Raw genomic sequence first — 18,752 nt, 5'->3', positions numbered from 1 at the left:
TCAGTTCAACTCCTCGAGCGACAGAATCGGGCCGGCGGCGGCGTGCGCGGCGGGCGCGGAAAGGGCGGGTACGGGGGCGGTGGGCACAGCCGCGGCGGTGGTGTCCGTCTCCCGGTCCACCCAGTGGCGGGCGCGCTTGAAGACGGCCGGCGGCAGGCTCGGGCGCTCGTCCGGACGCGCGGCGAGCTCCTCCGCCGTCGGCTCCCGAAGGACGGCGTGGCAGTTGACCCCACCGAAGCCGAAGGCGCTGACACCGGCTCGGCGCACACCGCCGATCGGCACGAACTCCCGCAGCTCCGTGTTCGGGTAGAAGGGCGACCGGTCGAAGGAGAAGCGGGGATTGGGCGTCTCGCAGTGCAGCGTCGGCGGAATCATCCGGTGCCGCAGGGCCAGAACCGCCTTCTGCAGTCCCGCCATGCCGGCGGCCATCAGCGCGTGTCCGATGTTGGACTTCACACTGCCCACGGCGCAGTACCCGGTGCGGTCGTCGGCGTCGCCGAACGCCCGGGTCAGGGCACGCAGTTCCATCGGGTCGCCGATCATCGTGCCGGTGCCGTGTGCCTCGATGAGACCGATCGCCGTGGGATCCACGCCCGCCGCGCGCTGCGCCCGGCGCACCACGTCCTCCTGGGCGTCCGGATTCGGAGTCGTCAGGCCCATCGTGCGGCCGTCGTTGTTCACCGCCACCGACTCCACGACCGCGTACACCCGGTCCCCGTCGGCGAGCGCCGCGTCCAGCGGCTTCAGCAGCAGGGCACCCGCGCCCTCCCCGAGGACCAGGCCGTTGGCCCGCGCGTCGAACACTCGGCACTCCGCGTCCGGGGACAGCGCGCCGGACGCGCTCAGCTTCAGGTACGGCATCTCGTCGAGCAGCAGGTCCGCCGCGGCGACCAGTGCCATGTCGCACTCGCCGAGCCGCAGGGACTGCTCGGCCAGGGCCAGCGCGGCCAGCGACGAGGAGCAGGCGGTGTCGATCACCAGGTGCGGGCCGCGCAGGTCGTAGACCTGGGCGAGCTGGGCGGCCACGAAGTTCTGGTTCAGGCCCGTGACGGTGTTGCGGTGCGGGACGCGGATCCGCGGCGCGTACGCCCCCGTCTGCGCCGCCGCGAACACCCCGGTGCGGGTGCCCGCCAGCTCGGGGCGCTGGTATCCGGCGTTCCGAACCGCCTGCTCGGCGCATTCCAGGACCAGTCGGATGAGCGGATCGACATGCGCGGCGTCCTCGGGCGCGATGCCGAACGGCTCCGGGTCGAAGTCCTCGATCCCGTCCAGGAACCCGCCCCAGCGGGAGAGGGAGTGACCCGGCCGCTTCTCCGGCGCGTACAGCTCTGCGGTGCTCCACCGGGACGCCGGCACCTCGCGGATCGCGCTGCGGCCCTCGGCCAGAAGCCTCCAGAAGGCATCGGTGTCGGGTGCCCCCGGGAAGCGGCTCGCCATGCCGATGACGGCCAGCGGCCGGGGCCCGGGGCCCTGGGCGGTGGCGCCCTGCGTGCGTGGCAGCGCGGCCGTCCCGGCGAGGCTTGGCCGCTCGTCGCCGGCGCCGCGCCGGGTCGCCCAGCGCTGGACGCCCTGCGGGTACGCACTCGTCAGGAAGGCGGCCAGGCGCGCGGCCGTGGGGTTCTCCAGGACCACCGACGGGTCCAGTGGAGCGTCGGTCAGCTCCTCCAGCCTGCCGACCATCCCGGCGATCAGGATGGAGTCCACCCCCAGATCGGCGAAGGAGGCGTCGAGGGCCACGGCTTCCTTCGGCAGCATCAGTTCCTGGGCCATGAGGTCGAGGAGGAACTCCTCGACCGCCGCCCTGACGGCAGCGCTCACGGCGCCGTCCGAGGTCGTCACCTGGTGCTCCTTCTTCTTCTCATCGTGTTCTGCTTCGGTGTTCGTGCTGTGCGGCCCCTGCGCCGGGCCGCCGCAGGGCGTGGCCGGAACCGGAGCCGGGACGATGGGGCCGGCGGCGGGCAGAAGGGGGCCGGGGCCGGGACGTGCGGCGGGCGGGAAGTCGCCAGGGCGCACCGCGGCCGCGACTGCGCCGTCGACGCCACCCGCGATCACCCGTTCCAGCAGTTCCAGGCCCGCTTCGCGGGTCAGTGCCCCGAAGCCCGCCGCGCGGTACGCGTCGGCCTTCACCTCGCCCATGCCGAGGCCGGTCCAGCTGCCCCAGGCGACGCTGAGGTAGCGGGTGCCGCCGGGGCCCTCGGCCGTGTTGCGCTCGGCCGCGTAGGCCGCCAGATGGGCGTTGGCGGCGGCGTAGTCGCCGAGACCGACGCCCAGGTGGGGCAGTACGGCGGAGACTGAGGAGAACAGGACGAAGAAGTCCGGCCGATCGGCACGCACCAACTCGTCCAGCACCCGCAGCCCGGCGGTCTTCGGCTCCCAGGTCGCGGCCACGGCCTCCGGCGAGCGGCGGACGAACGCCGGGTGCCTGCGGTCCACCGAGCCGGCGCAGTGCAGCACGCCCGCGACGGGCCCCAGTTCACCGCGCACCCGGTGCAGGAAGGCGGTCAGGGCACCGCGGTCGGTGAGCGGGCCGGTGTGGATCAGCACTCGTACCCCACGGGCCTCCAGGCCCGCGACGGTGCGCGCCAACTCCGCCGTGCGCGCGTCGACCTCGGCCCCGGCGACGTCCGCCGACGCGGCTGTCCGCTCCCACTCGGCGCGTGGCGGCAGTGGCCGTCGACCGAGCAGGGCCAGTTTGCGGGCGCCCCGTTCGGCCAGCCGCTCGGCCGCCGCCAGGCCCAGGCCGGCGGTGCCGCCGGTCACCAGATAGGTGCGGTCCGGGTCGAGTGCGGGGAGGCCGGGCCCGGCCGGCAGGACGCGCAGCGGGCCGGGCACATAGCGGTCCGTGCCACGCAGGCAGACCTCGGTCGGGGTCTGGGTGACCACCGACAGCTCGGCGCGCACGGTGCCCAGGACCGCCTCCGGACCGGTGACGGCCGGGTCGAGGTCCACGGAGGCCGAGCGGACCGCCCGGTACTCGGCGCCCACGGCCCGGACGAGCCCGGCCATGGCCCCGCCCCGCGCCTGCGGCCGGGCGTGCCGCAGCGCCTGGCGGCCGCGCGTGACATGCAGCACCGACAGTTCGTGCCCGGCCGCGGTGGCCCGGCGCACCAGCTCCTGGAGAAGCCCGATCCGGGCTGCCTCGCGCTCCAGCGGCGCGGTCTCCGCCCCGGCGCCGGACAGGTCCGTCAGGTCCACGACCGCGTCCAGCGGGCCGTACCGTTCGTACAGTTGCTCCGCCAGAGCGTGTCCGGCCGCGTGGTCGGCGAGGTCGAGGTCGTACTCGTCGGCACCGAGGTGGGGCAGCAGGCTCCGCTCGCGCACCACGATCCAGCCGCTCTTCTCCGCACCCGCCGCGTGTGCGGTGGTCTCGGCGAAGCCGAGCGTGTCCCGCGCGGCGACGAGCAGCACGCCCAGAGGCCGGCGGCCGGTGTCGGCGGGGGCGGGCAGTGGCGCGTCGACCCAGTCCCGGATCAGTAGCTCCGGCACCACGTCCTGGGTCTCGTCGGCCGGAGCCGGGCCGGTCGGCAGCGGCTCGGATACCGGACGCGCGCTGTCCAAGTCCCCCCGAGTCGGCATGCCCGACGGCCCGAACTCGGTGCTGTGGTCGAACGGATATCCGGGGAACGGCACCCGTCGGCGCGGCCCGTCGTGCAGCGCCGTCCAGTCGACCGGCTCACCAGCGGTCCAGCGGACGGCGGCGTCCGCCGGGTCCGTCGGCCTGGCGGCGGGGCCGTCGGCGGCGGTCCGGTGCGGTCCGCCCAGGTGCGTACCCGGGGTTCCGGCCTCACCCGTGTCGTCCAGGTAGGCGCCGAGCCGGTTCCGCAGCTCCGGCAGCGAGGAGGCGACGACCGCGAGCCGTTCGGCGAGCGGGGCGCGGCCGGTCTGCGAGGTCCACGCCAGGTCGTCCAGGCGGACGCCGCCGTCGGCGGCGAAGTCACGCAGCCGCACGGCGCAGGCGCGCAGCTGATCCCGGGTCCGGGCGGACAGCACGACCACCTGCGGGCCCGTCTGGTCCCCGGCCCGCTCGGCGGGAGCCGGCGGTTCCTCCACCACGACGTGTGCGTTGACGCCTCCGAAGCCGAACGAGCTCACTCCGGCGCGCAGCGGTGCGTCACCGGCCGACGTCCACGGCTCAGCCGCGCGCAGCACCCGGAAGGGCGAACCGTCCAGCTCCAGATACGGGTTGAGTTCGGCGAGCCCGGTCACCGGCGGCAGGGTGCGGTCGCGCAGGGCGTGCACCGCCGCGATCAGTCCGGCGACGCCGGCCGCGCTCTCCAGATGCCCGACCGACGCCTTGAGCGCGCCGAGCACCGTGGACCCCGCGGGTACGTCGGCCCCGTCCGCCGCCCGTTCGAACGCCTGCTTGAGGCCCTGGACCTCGATCGGGTCGCCGAGCCGGGTTCCCGTGCCGTGTGCCTCGATGTAGCCGACCGAAGCAGCGGGCACGCCCGCGTCGCGCAGGGCCGCCACGATGGTGTCGGCCTGGCCGCGCGGAGTGGGCGCGGTGAGGGAGTGCGCCCGGCCACCGTGTCCCACCGCGGAGCCGCGGATCACGGCGCGCACCGTGTCGCCGTCGGCGAGGGCCTTGGACAGCGGCTTCAGCAGAATCGCGCCGACGCCCTCCGCGCGTACGTAGCCGTCGGCCCGGCTGTCGAAGGTGTGGCAGCGGCCGCCCTGCGACAGCATGCCGCCCCGGCTGAGCGAGACGTACCAGGTCGGCGTCATCACCACGTTGACGCCGCCGACGAGAGCGGCGTCGCACTCGCCGGACCGCAGCGCCGCGAGCGCGCGGTGCAGGGCGACCAGAGAGCTGGAGCACGCGGTGTCCACCGTCTCGCTCGGACCGCGCAGGTCCAGCAGGTACGACACACGGTTGGCGACGATGGCGTGCACGTTGCCGGTGACCGTGTGCCCGGCCACGTCGGTGTCGTGCTCGCGCAGGACCTCCAGGTAGTCGTGGAGGGTCACACCCGCGAAAACGCCCGTGCGGGTCCCGGCGAACGACCCCGGATCGTATCCGGCGTTCTCCAGGGTGTGCCAGCACGTCTCCAGGAACAGCCGCTGCTGGGGGTCCATGAGGGAGGCCTCGCGCGGGGAAAGCGAGAAGTGCGCGGCGTCGAAGGCGGTCACCGATTCGAGGAAGCCGCCCGCCCGGCAGTCGGTGGTGCCCGGGTCCCGGCGCGGATCACCGTCGTACGCCTGCCAGTTCCAGCGCTCGGCCGGCACCTCGGTGACCATGTCCCGCCCGGCCAGCAGGTTCCGCCAGAAGGTCTCGGCGTCCGGGGCGCCGGGGAAGCGGCCGGCGAGACCGACCACGGCGACGGGGTCCGCCCCGGCCGCCGGATCGGCGGACCGCGCCGGCCGGGTCCGGGGCACCGGCGTCGGGACAGGCTCGAGCGCGGGTTCCGCGACCGCCGGTTCCGGGCGCGATCCCGGCACGGGCCCAGGCTCGCTCAACGCCTCGGGCAGCTGCGCCGCGTGCCGGTCGACCAGGTGCGCGGTGATCGCGTCGGACGTCGGGAACTCGTAGAACGTCACCGGCGTCAGGGTCGTGCCGAAGGTGTCGTTGAGCCGGTTGGCGAGGGTGGTCAGCAGGACGGAGTTGAAACCGTAGGCGCCCAGTTCGGTGGCGGCGTCGATGCGGTCGGGGGTGGTCCCGGCGACCTCGGCGACCCGGGCCACGACCAGGGTGAGGACGCGGTCCGGGAGCGGCTCGCTGGCCGCCCCTCCGACGGGCCGGGTGCCCTTCGAAGCGTCGGCCGGGTCGGCGAGCACGGGATTCCCGACGCCGGGCAGCGGGCCCAGCCCGGCCCGGCCGAGGACCGAACGGGTGCGCTCGGTGCCGGCGCAGGAGACGTACAGTCGCGGGGCCGCGGACCGTACCGCCTCCTCCAGCACCCGCAGCGCTTCCGATGTCCCGATGGGGACCAGTCCGATCGTGGTGACCGCCATCGAAGCGGTCTCGGCGTCCAGCCGCATGCCGCCCTCGGACCACAGCGGCCAGGCCACGGAGGCGGTACGGCCGCTGCGCCTGCCCTGCCCGACCTGCTCGGTGCGGTGTACGGCGAAGGCGTCCAGGTAGGCGTTGGCGGCCGCGTAGTCGCACTGGCCGGCGTTGCCGACCGTGCCGACGACGGACGAGAAGAGGACGAAGGCCTCCAGCCGGTCCTCGGCCGTCAGCTCGTCCAGCAGAGCCGTCCCCGTGGTCTTGGGCGCCAGCACCCGAGCCACCTGTTCGTCGCCCTTGTCCTGCAGCAGCGCGTCCTCGATCAGCCCCGCGGCGTGCAGCACGCCGGTGAGCGCGCCGAACCGCGACCGGGCCGTGCGCAGCGCGGTGTCCAGCGAGGAACGGTCCGTGACGTCCGTCCGGACGTAGAGTCCGTCGCCGCCCAGGGACCGCAACTGGGAGCAGAACCGCTCGTGCTCCGGACCCGGCGCCGACCGCCCGAGGAGCGTGACCTTCGCGCCGTACCGCTCGGCCAGGTGCACCGCGACGAGCCGTCCGATGCCCCCGGCGCCGCCGGTGACGACGTAGTGCCCGCCCCGCGTGAACCCGGGGCCTCCGTCACCCCCGGGCCGGCCGGTCTCGGTGAAGCGCAGCACCTGACGCCCGCTCGGGCCGATCCGCACCTCGGCGTCCGTGCTGTCCGCCTCGGCGACCAGCGCGGAAAGGGATGGGGAGAAGTCGTCGGCGAGGCCGACGCGGACGTGCCGGAAGCGGCTCGTCTCGCGGGCCAGCGAACGGCCGAAGGCCGCGACCGCGTGTTCCACCGGGTCCTCCCGGTCGGCCGATGTCACCTGGACGTAGGTCAGCGGGGGGAGCGCCCCGACCGACACCGCCCGGCCCAGATCGGTGGGCAGCCGCTGGGCCACCGCGGACGCCGCGTCCTCGCCCGTTCGCGAGGCGGGCGCCAGTCCGCGCCGGTCGACCAGCACCACGGGCCCCTCGGCGCCCGCACGCTCCAGCAGGGAACGCAGGTCGTCGGCGTTGCCCCGGCGCACCACGAGGCCCGGGGCCTCGTCGGGAACCTCGTCCGCGGGGTGCTCCACCGCCCGCAGCAGCAGCCACGGCCACTTCTGGCCCTCCTCGGCGACGGTCGCGGCGCCGGGGGCGTCGAGCACCAGGACCGTCGCCGGGGCCTGAGTGCCGGCGGTGGTCCGCGCGGGGGCGTCCTCCCAGCACGGTGTCCAGACGGCGGCGGAATGGTCGGCGCGCGTCGCCGGACCGGTCGTGGCCGAGGGAGCGCCGGCCGGGTCGAGCACCGCCGACGGCAGCCAGTACGGCACCCGTTCGAACGGGTAGGCGGGCAGCGGGGTCCGACGGGCGGCGGGCAGCAGGGCGGGCCAGTCCGGCTCGGCGCCCTGGACCCACAGCCGGGCCAGGGTGCTCAGCTCGCCCTGGGCGGCGAGCGACGCCAGGAAATCCTGCCCGCCGGCGAGATCCGTGAACAGCCCGGCGAGCGGACCGCCGCGGACCAGCCGTCCGGTGTGGACCGCGCCGGAGCCCTCCTCGGCGCCGTCCGCGATCCGGTCCAGCACCGTCAGCAGGCTGTCCCGGCCCCGCCCGGTGAACGCCGCACGCACGTCCAGGGCCTCGCGCCCCACACGCAGCGTGTGCGCCACGTCGGCGAGACGCACGGTCCGCCCGGCGGGCCCGCGCAGATGCGCCGCCAGCCGCCGCGCCGTGGTGCGCAGTTGCTGGTCCGTGCGGGCCGACAGGACGTACAGCTCGGTACCCACCGCGTCCTCCTCCACACCCGTGGCCGGTCGGTCGTACGCCTCGACGACGAGGTGCGCATTGACCCCGCCCGCGCCGAAGGAGCTGACGCCCGCACGCAGCGGCGGAATGCTGCCGTCGGCCTCCACACCCACCGGCTCCCACGGCGCGGCGGCGGTCTGGAGCCGGAAGGGGCTGCCGTCCAGCTCGATGAACGGGTTCGGGGTGTCGGCGTGCGGGGTCGGCGGCAGGACGCGGTGCTTGAGCTGGAGCAGCACCTTGGTCAGCCCCGCGATGCCGGCGGCCGGCTCGAGGTGGCCGATGTTGGCCTTCACGCTGCCCAGGGCGCAGCTGCCCGCCTGCTCGCGCGCGCCGAACGCCCGGGTCAGCGCCCGGACCTCGATCGGGTCGCCCAGGGAGGTGCCGCTGCCGTGGGCCTCCACGTAGCCGACGGTGGCCGGGTCCACGCCCGCCGAGCGCAGCGCCGACGACACGAGCGCCGCCTGCGCCTCCGGGCTGGGCACGGTGAACCCGCTGGTGCGGCCACCGGAGTTGACGGCCGTGCCGCGGATGAGGCCGTAGACGTGGTCACCGTCGGCGACCGCCTTCGACAGCGGCTTCAGCAGCACCGCACCGGCGCCCTCGCCCATGACGAAGCCGTCGGCCTCCTCGGCGAAGGGGCGGCAGACACCGGCCTTCGACAGCATGCCCATCTGCGCGTACTGGATGTGCCGCACCGGATGCAGGACCAGGTTCACACCACCCGCGATCGCGGCCGCCACCTCGCCCCGCCGGATCGCCTCGCAGGCCAGGTGCAGCGCGACGCCGGACGCCGAGCAGGCGGTGTCCACGACCATGCTCGGCCCGGTCAGGTCCAGGAAGTACGAGACGCGGTTGGCGATGGCGTAGTTGTCGGCGTAAGGATAGGGGGAATGGCCGGTGGCGGCGCCGTTGGCGCTGAACGTGCGGTAGTCGTCGGCCATGGCGCCCACATAGACGCCCGTCTTCCGGTCCATCGTGTGCCGGTCGTACCCGGCGTCCTGCACCGCCTCGATCGCCGTCTCCAGGAAGACGCGCTGCTGCGGGTCCATCTGCTCGGCGTCGCGCGGGGCGATCCCGAAGTACAGCGAGTCGAAGTCGGCGGCCCCGTCCAGGAAGTTGCCGATGCCGCTGTACGTGCGCCCCTGACCGCCCTCCGGGGTGTACACCGCGTCGTGGTCCCACCGGTCGGACGGCACCGGCCGGGCGGCGCTGCGGCCGTGCAGCACGTTCTGCCACAGCTCGTCGAGGCTGTCGGCACCGGGGTAGCGCCCGGCCAGGCCGACGACGGCGATCGGTTCGGTGACGGGTCCGGGAGCGGACGCGGCGTCCGGCGCCGCCGTCGCGGACACCGGGGCGGTGCGGTCCACGGCCGGGGAGGCGGCCGGGGCGGGAGGCGGCGGCCCCTCGCCGGCCGCGGGTGCCGGCTCCGAGCCGGACCCCGCCAGTGCCGCGGCGATGTCGCCGAGCGTCCGGTGCTCGAAGAACAGGGTCTTGGACAGTTGTCCGTACCGCTTCTCCAGCCGGATCATCGCGTCCACCACGGACAGCGACGTCATACGGATCGCTTCCAGCGGCGTGTGCGGCCCGATGTCCGCCCGCGGCAGACCCAGGACCTCGGCGACCACGGAGCACACGGCCTCCCGGGCCTCCGCGAGACCGCCCGTGGCGGGTGCCGCGGGAGGCGCCGGCTCCGGTGTGGCGGAGGCCGCGAGGCGGGCGGAGGGCCTGGTGGCACGCAGGACGGTCGACAGCGGTTCCGCGTCCTGAGCCAGGTCGACGAGGGCGCGGCGGCGCACGCCGTCCCGTACGGCCCCGTCGGACGGCTTCGCCTTCCGGGCGGGTTGTGCCTCGGCCGACGGATCCGGCTGCGCCTCATCTGGCTCGAAGGCCACCGCGGAGACGGCGGCGACGGGCACCCGGAACACGACGCGGCCGTTCTCGCCGGGCTCGGCGAAGGAGCCGAGCACCGAGTCGAAGAAGCGGCGTACCGGCGTGTTCCGCTCGCTGGGCACATACGGCGCGACCAGCTCGGACACGCCCGCCTCGGCCAGCTCCCCGGCGAGAGCGGCGACAAAGGCGTGCTCGACACCGCGTCCGAGCACCCGGCAGCTCATCAGGAACGTGTCGAGGACCGCGGACACCCCGTCGGCGTCCTCCCGGGTGATGGCGAGGCCCACCAGGCCGTAGTCGCCGAAACGGTCCCGCACGTGGGCGGTGCGGATCCGCACCGACGAGTCGGCGAGCAGCGCCCGGATCTCCGGCTCGCCGCGGCGCACGGTGGAGAGGTTGAACTGGTTGGTGCGGTACGTCAGCTGGGAGATCCGCGGGTACTGCTCGGGCGTCGGCGGCGCGACGTCCACCGACAGCTCCAGGCCGGCGATGAAATCGGCGAACGAGGCGGCGTCGCGCAGCATCGCGTCGCGCTCGCCCCGGGCCCGGTAGAAGTCGGACCGCTTGCGGTCCTCGTCGGTGACGGTGAGCCGGTCCAGCGACCACACGCGGTCCAGGAAGGCGGGCACCTCGTCGCCGTCCTCGGGCAGTTGCAGCGCCAGGACCTCGGGGTGGGCGGCGCGTACTCCGGCCACCTCCACCGGGTTGTCGTCGAGGAAGACGAAGCTGTCCAGCCCCAGGTCGAGCTCCGCGGCGAGGGAGGCGATGTTCAGGGCCTTCGGCTCCCAGTTCACCCGGCGGGCGGTGATGTGCTCGGCGCGCAGCGGCATGTCCTCGCGCACTGCCAGCACCTCATCGACGTCGGCAGCCTCGTTCTTGCTGGCCAGGCAGATCAGGACGCCCTCGCGCCGGCGGGCCACGGCCCACTCCTGCACCGCCCGGTGCGCCGGCTCCAGCTGTACGCCGTGCGGGCCGTCCTCGCCGACCACCCCGCCCCAGAGCGTGTTGTCGCAGTCCAGGACGATCACCTTCGAGGGCGGGGTCAGCGCGCTGTGCGCGGCCCTGGCGACGCCGGCCGCCAGGGCGGCGCAGCCCTCCTGGGTGAACGGGATGTGCGCAGCAGCGTCCCGCGCCTCGTCGTAGTGGGTCTCGCCGGCCGGGACGATCCCGCCCGCCCAGCGCTCCCGACCGAGCACGTGCACGCCCGAGACACCCGCGAGCTCCCGGACGATCAGCTGCTCGGCGGCGGTCAGTTCCGCGTCCCGGCCACAGCCGTCGGAGTGCGCGGGGGACGGCGGGCACAGCAGCACCAGCAGCGGCACCGGGCTGCGGGCCGCGTGGGCGCGCACCGCGTCGGCGAACTCGCTGGCGGTGCGGCCACTCTCGTCCCGCGGCCAGTCCTCCGTCCGGACCAGGACGGCCTTGGCACCCTGCTCGACGGTTGCGAAGACGCCGTCGGGGGAGAGGAGTTCCTGGAAGACCTGCGCGTAGTCGGCCGGTCTGACCCGCAGGCCGAGCCCCAGCCGGTCGCACCAGTGCTGAAGCGGCTCCACGAGCGGATCGAGGGTGAACGTGGCGACCACGCCGAGGTCGAGGGGGCGCGAGACGGCGGCGTCCTCCGGCTTCCCGGAGGGCGCGGTCTGCTCGCGGGTGCCGTCGTCGCCCGCCGTGCGGTGCTCCGGTCCGTCGGTGAGCGCGGTCCCGTCCTCGGCGAAGGGCAGTACCCGGACCTCGCCCGGCTCGGCGCGCCCGGCCAGAGCGCGGACCAGCGCCGCGGCGACCGGCTCAACGGCCGCGCCGCGTTCACCGAGCGGGGTGGCGGTCATGGCGGTACGCAACCGGGGCGGGCGCGCGATCAGCCAGGAGGCGCCGGGATGCTCCGCCGCCGCCGCACGCACGAGGCCCTCGACCGCGAACTTGGCCGTCACGTAAGCGGACCAGCCCGGCGGGGGAGTCTGCGTCCACGCACTGGAGACGGCCATGACCCGGCCGCCGCGCTCCGCGACCTCGGCCGCGAGCCCGGCCAGGGGTTCGCGGGTGAGGGCCAGCGCCCGGGTGACATGGTCGGTGGCGCGCTGTGAGGTGGCCGGTTCCAGCGGCAGTTCGGCCGGCGTGGGGCAGGCGTTGAGCACCAGCAGGTCCAGGCCGCCGCGCTCGGTACGGATACGGTCCAGGGCCGCGGCGACCCACTCGGGGTCGGCGGCGTTCCCGGGCAGCGGATGGATGCGTGCCCCCGCGTCACCGACCCGTTCCACGGCCCGCGCCACGTCCTCGGTGCTGCGGTGGAAACCGGCGTACACCTCGGCGCCCTGCAGTGCGAGTGCCTGGGTGACCGCCGCCCCGAGGCCACGGCTGGCGCCGACGACCAGGGCGGTACGGCCGCGCAGCGGTTCCGCCTGCGGCAGCGCGGCGGTGAGCGTCCCGACGTCGCCCGGTGGCACATCCGCGCGGTGGAAGGCGCGGACCGTGGCCGAGGCCCGCAGACCGGTCGCTTCGACGGTGCCGGTCAGCCGCAGCATCCGGAACCGCTCCGCCACGTCCGCCACTTCGGCACGGGCGGTGAACGGCCCGGCGTCGTCTGCCGCGCGGAACTCCACCTCGAAGTCGGACAGCAGGGCGGCCCGGCCGGGTGCCTCCATGCCGACCAGGTAGCTGATCCACGCCAGGACCCCGACCGGAACCGGCCCGAGCCCTCGCTGCGGCAGGCCGAGTTGGTCGGCCAGGCGGGCGACGCCGTCCCACCGGGGCGCGTAGCCCTCGCCCAGCGGCAGGCCGGGGGCGAACTCCGTGAGCTCGGCGTCGCGCGGTTCCGCTCGCCGTGTCGCCGCTCCGTCCGGGGTCTCCTCGCCGGCGGCCGGGCCCTCGCCGAACTCCGCCGTCACCTCCAGCAGCGTGCGACTGCCGTCGCGGAGCCGGACCGTCGCGCGCTCAGCGGTGTCCTCGGCGATCTCGCGGAGGTAGTCCTGGTCGGCGTACACCGGCGCGTGGAAGCGCGCGGAGATCCGGACCGGGCTGCGGCCGGGCCGCGGCGTCAGGCCGGACAGGGCGAGGAGCGTGCCGAGCACCCCGTAGACGACGGGCGCGCCGAAGGCGGTGCGCCGTGCGTAGTCGGCATCGACGTGCAGCGGATTGTCATCGGCACTGGCATGCCGGAACGTCTCGACCACAGCGGCGGAGGCCCGCACTCGGGTCGGCGTCGTCTGGTCTTCCATGATCGCCTCTCGACTCACTCGCTCGTGGGGTTCAGGCGGCGGCGGAGAGCGCCTGCCGCTGGGTCTTGATCTGGGCGATGAGCCCGGTCAGCACTTGGCCGGGGCCGACCTCCCGGAACTCCGGTTCGGGCCGGTCCAGCAGATGCTCGACACACTCGGTCCAGCGCACCGGCGACGCGATCTGCCGGGTCAGCAGATCGGCCGGGTCGTCCGTGCCGTACGGCCGGGCCGTCACGTTCGAGATCACCTCGATGCGCGGCGTCGCCAGGCGGTACTGCGCCAGGAACGTGCCGAACTCGGCAGCGGCGTCGGCCATGTGACGGGAGTGAAAGGCACCGCCCACCTTCAGCGGAACGACCGCCTGCGCCTCTTCGCCGAAGACGTCCCGCAGCTTCGCGATGTCGTCCCGGGGACCGGAGACGACGGTCTGGCCGGGGGCGTTGAGATTGGCGACGTCGAGCGCCGGGGCACGAGCGGTGAGGATCTCGCGGATCCGGTCCGTGTCCACGCCCATGACCGCGGCCATGCCGCCCGCGGGTGCCTGGGCCATCAGCTCGCCACGCCGTATCACTATCTCCAGTCCGGTGAGGAAGTCGAAGGTGCCGGCGGCGAACAGCGCCACGTACTCGCCGAGGCTGTGCCCGGCGACAGCGTCCGGCACCCGGCCGGTCTCACGGACGGCGTCCAGATACGACAGGGCGTTCACGACATACATCGCGGTCTGGGTGTTGCGGGTGTCGGTCAGCTCCTGGACGGAGGCGTTCAGGCACAGGTCCGTGATGGAGCGGCCGAGCACCGAATCGGCCTGCCGGACAAGGTGCGGGAACTTAGGGAACAGGTCCTGGCCGATGCCGGGGCGGTGCGAGCCCTGGCCGGGGAACACGTGGATGAGCGTCATGTCCGGGTCTCCCAAGGTCTGGTGTGGCTATGCCGCGGCGAACGGCCGGGACGGGGGAACGAGGTGGGCGGCGCGGGAGAGCAGTTCGGCGGCGCCGGTCATGATCAGTCGGGCGAGGTCGTCCGGGTGCCGGGCGCGCCAGTCCTCCCGGGAGGTTCCGCGCAACCGCTCGTTGAGCGCGCCGAGCGCCGGACCGCACGGGATCTGGAAGTCGACCCGGCTGTCGGCGTCACCCTCCAGTGCCACCCGGGTCGCCTTGGCGAAGTACCAGGTGAAGATCAGCGCCATACGGCGTTTGGGGTCCTCCTCGGCGCGCTCGATCACCGCCGGGCGGGTGCTCGCATAGCGGCCCTTGACCTCCTGCCACACTTCCTCGAAGGTGCGGCCGAGGATGCGGCGCTGCACGTGGTCGGCGGTGTCCGGATCGAGGTCGTCCAGCGATTCGTGCCGTAGCCACAGCTCGTACAGCTTGTTGGCGCGGGCTGGGAAGAACAGGCCGCGACGGAGCACCTGTGCCTTGGTGCCCACCTCGAACATGTCGCCGGCCGGGACCAGCGCGGTGTCCTGTACCTGGGCGCGTTGGAGCAGGTCCTTCGCGGTGTCGGAGGTGCCCGCCTCCACGGTGCACTGGTTGATGCTGCCGGTCAGGACGAAATCGGCGCCCATGACGAAGGCGGCGGCGGCGGCCTCGGGCGTGCCGATTCCGCCCGCCGCCCCGATCCGGACCCGCCCGGCCGCCGGGTGGCTGAGGGACACCCGGTCGCGGAGCGTGAGGACGGCCGGCAGCAGCGCCGTCAGAGGCCGCTGGTCGGTGTGCCCGCCCGAGTCGGCCTCCGCGCACAGGTCGTCGCACATGGCGACCGACGCGGCGAGCCGTGCCTCCTGAGGGGTGATGCGTCCTGCCGCGACCAGATCGCGGACGATCGTTGCGGGCGGCGCGGCCAGGAACGCCTCCGCGACCTCCTGGCGCGAGACCTTCGCCATGACGCGGTTCGGTGTCTGGACGGCCCCGTCGGACCGGCGGTGCGCACCCGTCAGGCGGTAGCGGACGAGGGCGGGGCTGATCTGGACGAACGACGCGGCTTCTATGCGCCGGACGCCGTGCCTGAGAAAGGTGTCGACCGTGCGCTCCTCGCGGTCCGGGCGAGCGGCGAGCAGATTGACGCCGAAGGGGCCATCGCCGAGTTCGGCGCGGATACGCCGCAGGGAGGCGTCCAGTTCGTCCTCGGTGAGGCCGCCGGCGCCGAGGTAACCCAGTAGGCCCGCCCGGCCCATCCGGACGACCAGCTCCACGGAGGCGATGGCCTTGTACATCGACCCCGAGGCGTACGCGTACGCGACACCGTGGTCGGCGCGGAAGTCGGCGCTGCCGAGATCCTCCGGCCGCAGACTGGACCGTGGGGCGGCGGCCCGTGTCCCTGACGTACCGTCGGGCGAGTGCACGGGAGTCCTCCAGGACGTGGGTGGGTGGCGGCGCTCCCGCCCGCGTCGACGGTGAGAGGCCGTGGTGAAGGTGAGGTGCGCGGGCCTAGAGCAGTTCGGGCTCGCGCATCACGAACCGCAGCTCCTCGCCGCGGCGGCGGCCGATGCACACGGCCGCGTGGAAGTCGGCCGGCACCCGGACGAAGTCGTAGAGCCAGTGGTCGGGCCGGTCGGCCAGCGAGGGCTTGAGCACCAGCTCCGGGGTGCGACCGTCGGGAAAGAGGAAGGAGATGTCCTGCAGCGGCAGCGAGATGCCCTGGCCGCGGGCCTTGGCGTAGGCCTCCTTGAACACCCACACGTCGAGGAAGCGGCTCTTCCAGGCGCGGGCGGGCAGGCGGCGCAGTTCCTCGATCTCGGGTTCGGACATGACTTGGTGGATCAGGTCGGGCAGCGAGATCCGCGCGTCGCGCTTCTCGACGTCCACTCCGATGGGGCGCTCCCGGGTGATGCCGAGCAGGCACATGCCGCGCGAGTGCGACAGGTTGAAGTCGAGATCGAGGCCCAGCCGGTGGTGCACGGCAGGCTTGCCGTACTCGTTGAACTCGAACTCCCACTCGGCCGGTTCGACGTCGGCGTACTCGGACAGACAGCGTCTGAGCAGCGATCGCGCCATCACGAACTGGGCGCGGTCCTCCGCGAAGTAGAACTGGTCGGCCCGGTTCCGTTCCTCGGGGGACAGGACGGACTCGTGCGCACGCAGGCTGTGGGGTTCGCCGTCCCGCCCCGCGGAGGACGCGATCCACAGGTGCACGTCTGTCCTGCTCAACGTGACGTGGGCTTCCCTGGTCATGGTCCCTCGGTGCTCTCCGGACTCGGCGCGAATGCGACCGTCGCCCTGAAGGTGGTGGCCGGCGGTGGACGGGGCGTCCCCGGGCAGCACCCGGGGACGCCGAGGCGGATGGACGGACGGGGTCAGACGGCCGCCGAGTTGCGGTGCTCCTCGAAGACGTCGAAGACGCCTTCGAGCTTGCGGGAGATGACGCCGTAGAGGTTCTCCATGCGCTTGAGGCGCTCCAGACGCTCCTCCGGCTGGTCCTTGAGCACCTCCAGGCCGTGCTGGACGGCCGCGTGGAACTCGGGGATGCGGCGGAAGGAGTGCTCCACGGCGTTCGGCCAGGCGCCGTCGTTCAGGGTGATGTAGTAGTCGTCGGCACCGGGGATCTCCTCACGGAAGTAGACGCCCGGCGGAGTGAGCAGATCGGCGATCCAGTCCACCGGCTCGCGGGGGATGTCCAGCGCCTTGGCGATCTCGTTGGCACTCTGCTTCGCCGGGTAGTTGATGATCAGCCAGCCGATGACGTAGCCGCGCTCCCACTCCATCCCGTCGGTGATGTGGTAGTGCTCGGCGATCTTGTGGACGAAGGATTTCTCGGCCTCGGTGAGGGTGGAGCGCTCGGAGATGGCGCCCTCGATCTTTTCGGTCATGCCCTCAAGTATTGAGGCGTTGAATTACTGGTCAAGGCTTCGAGGAATGTCTTGATGTTGATTCCGCAAGGCCTCTGAAGTGTTCTTTTGCCGAGGTCGATGGGTCGTTGAGCTGCCACTTTGAGCTGCCCTGAACTTCTGCTATCCCGGTCTTTACATTCCGTTTTACACTCCCGACATGCCGCTGTAGCGGAGTTCTGGCCGAGGGATCTCCGATATTTGTTGTTCGGACGGGGGAGCGGTGCTGTAACTCGCGCGCTGTCGCGCAGGTCGAATCTGTACGCCATCGGGCGGTCGGGACTCTGGCGTCCCGCTGCCGTCAACCGGCCCGGTGACGTTGTGGGCACGCCACTGCTCTTCATGGCTCGGCGCGGACAAGGCGGTCGGCCGGCGTGCCCCATCCGAGCCGTCTTCCAGCGTGAGATGGCGAGACGTGAACGACCCGCTCAGCCCGCACTCTGCGTGCGCGGGCTGAGCGGGTCTCGTTTTCGTGTCCTTCATGGCAGACGATCCGGCACGGGCGTCACCAAGACTCGGATCGTCGGCGCAGAAGGAGCACTCGGCGCCTGGCGCCCGCAGCTGCGATCGCGGGCGCTGGCCGACCGGCTCCCCCCTCGTCCCGGTGAAGTGACCGCTTCGGGTTGGCTCGACGCACGGCGCGCACCGGGTCCCCGTCCGTCAAGCGGATGCCTGGACTGCCTCCGGCCGTAGCGGCTGCTCCGCCAGCCCGTGGTTGGTCAGCCGCAGCACCCTCCGGTTGAGCGCCATGAACGGCTGGATCAGGCCGTCGACGAAGACGAGGAAGCACAGCGTCCCGATACCCACGGGACCGCCAAGCAGGAAGCCGAAGCCGAGCAGGACCGCTTCGATGCCGGCCTTGGCCACCCAGAACGGCCACTTCCAGCGGTGGGTCATGGTGATGACGATGAGGTCCATGGCGCGTATTCCGATGCCGCTCATGATGATCAGGGCCGAGCCGTAGGCGCACAGGAGCACGGCCGTCACGAGCGACGGGACGCTGCCCATCCACGACAGGTCGGCGAGCAGCATGAGGTCGATGAGGCTGCCGCACAGAAAAAAGGTGATGAACGGTGCCATCACCGGACGCCGCCGATTCCACGCGGCCCACACCGCGATGCACACCGCGGCGATCGCCCCCTGGGCGATGCCGATGGTGATCGGTATGTGCTCCTTGAGCCCCAGCGCGAGGACGTCCAGCGGGTCGGTACCGAGGTCGGAGTGGATGAAAAGGGTGGCTCCAGCGGCGAAGACGACGCAGCCGGCGAGATAGACGCTCAGCCGCTGGGCCAGGCCGCGCGCCGGCAGGGCAGCGAAAAGAGCAGGCAGTCGAGACATGGGGTTCCTTTGCGTCGGGGATGACGGTCTGCTGCACTCGCCATGACCTTACGAACCTGAATGCAAGCCGCATATCATCGGAATGGCAGATAAACAGCAACTAAATGCACGAACTTCGCAAGGCGTCCTCACGGGGCGGGGCGGGGGTGAGGGGTGCGGGTGCATGCATGCGGATCGGCAGGTTCTCTATGTTCGGTGTATCCTGAACGAATGGAACGCAGTGCACAGGGCAGGTCCACTGCCACCGAGGAAGAGCTTGCCTTCGTTGAGGAGGCCGCCATCAGCCTTGAGCGGCAGGGGCTGTTCCGCATGGCCGGGAGGGTGCTCGCTTGGCTTCTGATCTGTGACCCGGTGGAGCAGACGGCCGGTGATCTGGTCGAGGTGCTTCAGGCGAGCAAGGGGTCGGTCAGTGCCGCGACGCGCTTCCTGGTGCCGAGCGGCATGGTCGAGAAGATCTCGCGTCCCGGTGAGCGCCGGGACTACTACCGCATCAAGGAAGGCGTGTGGCCGGCCTTGGCCAAGAGCCAGGCCGAGCACTACCAGTCGTTCGTCGACATCACGGAGCAGGGACTGCGCATCCTTGAGGGAGCTCCGGCCCAGCGCAAGGAGCGGCTGCAGACCATGCACGACTTCTACGCCTGGCTGGCCAAGGAGATGCCGCTGCTCTGGAAGCGCTGGGAGGAGGAAGAGGGGGCCCGCAGCGCCGGCCGAGGAGCCTGACACGCCTTGC

At 72.9% G+C, this 18,752-nt stretch carries 7 protein-coding genes; 1 reads left to right on the top strand and 6 read right to left on the bottom strand.

The annotated features are described in order from the left end of the window. The 6 genes from RI578_RS01435 to RI578_RS01410 all read right to left on the bottom strand — a co-directional run bounded on the left by RI578_RS01435 (window position 1) and on the right by RI578_RS01410 (window position 18,022). Complete coding sequence (locus tag RI578_RS01435; RefSeq protein WP_310869285.1) at window positions 1-12,861, bottom strand: SDR family NAD(P)-dependent oxidoreductase; 12,861 nt, start codon at window positions 12,859-12,861, stop codon at window positions 1-3. Between the two features lie 31 nt (window positions 12,862-12,892). After that, on the bottom strand, window positions 12,893-13,759 hold the full coding sequence (gene fabD, locus RI578_RS01430) for an ACP S-malonyltransferase (RefSeq protein WP_310869284.1): 867 nt from the start codon (window positions 13,757-13,759) through the stop codon (window positions 12,893-12,895). A gap of 27 nt (window positions 13,760-13,786) precedes the next feature. Continuing rightward, a complete protein-coding gene (locus RI578_RS01425; RefSeq protein WP_310869283.1) occupies window positions 13,787-15,202 on the bottom strand; it encodes a PfaD family polyunsaturated fatty acid/polyketide biosynthesis protein in 1,416 nt (471 codons plus the stop codon). Between the two features lie 85 nt (window positions 15,203-15,287). Next, a complete protein-coding gene (locus RI578_RS01420; protein ID WP_310869282.1) occupies window positions 15,288-16,031 on the bottom strand; it encodes a 4'-phosphopantetheinyl transferase superfamily protein in 744 nt (247 codons plus the stop codon). Between the two features lie 122 nt (window positions 16,032-16,153). After that, complete coding sequence (locus RI578_RS01415; protein WP_310869281.1) at window positions 16,154-16,666, bottom strand: hypothetical protein; 513 nt, start codon at window positions 16,664-16,666, stop codon at window positions 16,154-16,156. Window positions 16,667-17,344: 678 nt separating this feature from the next. Next, window positions 17,345-18,022 carry a hypothetical protein gene (locus RI578_RS01410; protein ID WP_310869280.1) on the bottom strand — a complete coding sequence of 226 codons (678 nt, stop codon included), beginning with the start codon at window positions 18,020-18,022 and terminating at the stop codon, window positions 17,345-17,347. Window positions 18,023-18,232: 210 nt separating this feature from the next. On the opposite strand from RI578_RS01410, the gene RI578_RS01405 reads away from it, so the two are divergent. Then, window positions 18,233-18,742 carry a GbsR/MarR family transcriptional regulator gene (locus RI578_RS01405; protein WP_234956700.1) on the top strand — a complete coding sequence of 170 codons (510 nt, stop codon included), beginning with the start codon at window positions 18,233-18,235 and terminating at the stop codon, window positions 18,740-18,742. Window positions 18,743-18,752 lie beyond the last annotated feature (10 nt).

The sequence above is a fragment of the Streptomyces sp. BB1-1-1 genome (assembly GCF_031597775.1).
Lineage (GTDB): Bacteria > Actinomycetota > Actinomycetes > Streptomycetales > Streptomycetaceae > Streptomyces > Streptomyces thinghirensis.
The sequence above is the reverse complement of the archived record's forward strand: the minus strand, read 5'-3'. Positions and strand labels throughout refer to the sequence as shown.

Coding starts and splice junctions, on each gene's coding strand:
- RI578_RS01435 (WP_310869285.1), bottom strand. CDS start 12,861: ATGGAAGACCAGACGACGCCGACCCGAGTGCGGGCCTCCGCCGCTGTG.
- fabD (WP_310869284.1), bottom strand. CDS start 13,759: ATGACGCTCATCCACGTGTTCCCCGGCCAGGGCTCGCACCGCCCCGGC.
- RI578_RS01420 (WP_310869282.1), bottom strand. CDS start 16,031: ATGACCAGGGAAGCCCACGTCACGTTGAGCAGGACAGACGTGCACCTG.
- RI578_RS01415 (WP_310869281.1), bottom strand. CDS start 16,666: ATGACCGAAAAGATCGAGGGCGCCATCTCCGAGCGCTCCACCCTCACC.
- RI578_RS01410 (WP_310869280.1), bottom strand. CDS start 18,022: ATGTCTCGACTGCCTGCTCTTTTCGCTGCCCTGCCGGCGCGCGGCCTG.
- RI578_RS01405 (WP_234956700.1), top strand. CDS start 18,233: ATGGAACGCAGTGCACAGGGCAGGTCCACTGCCACCGAGGAAGAGCTT.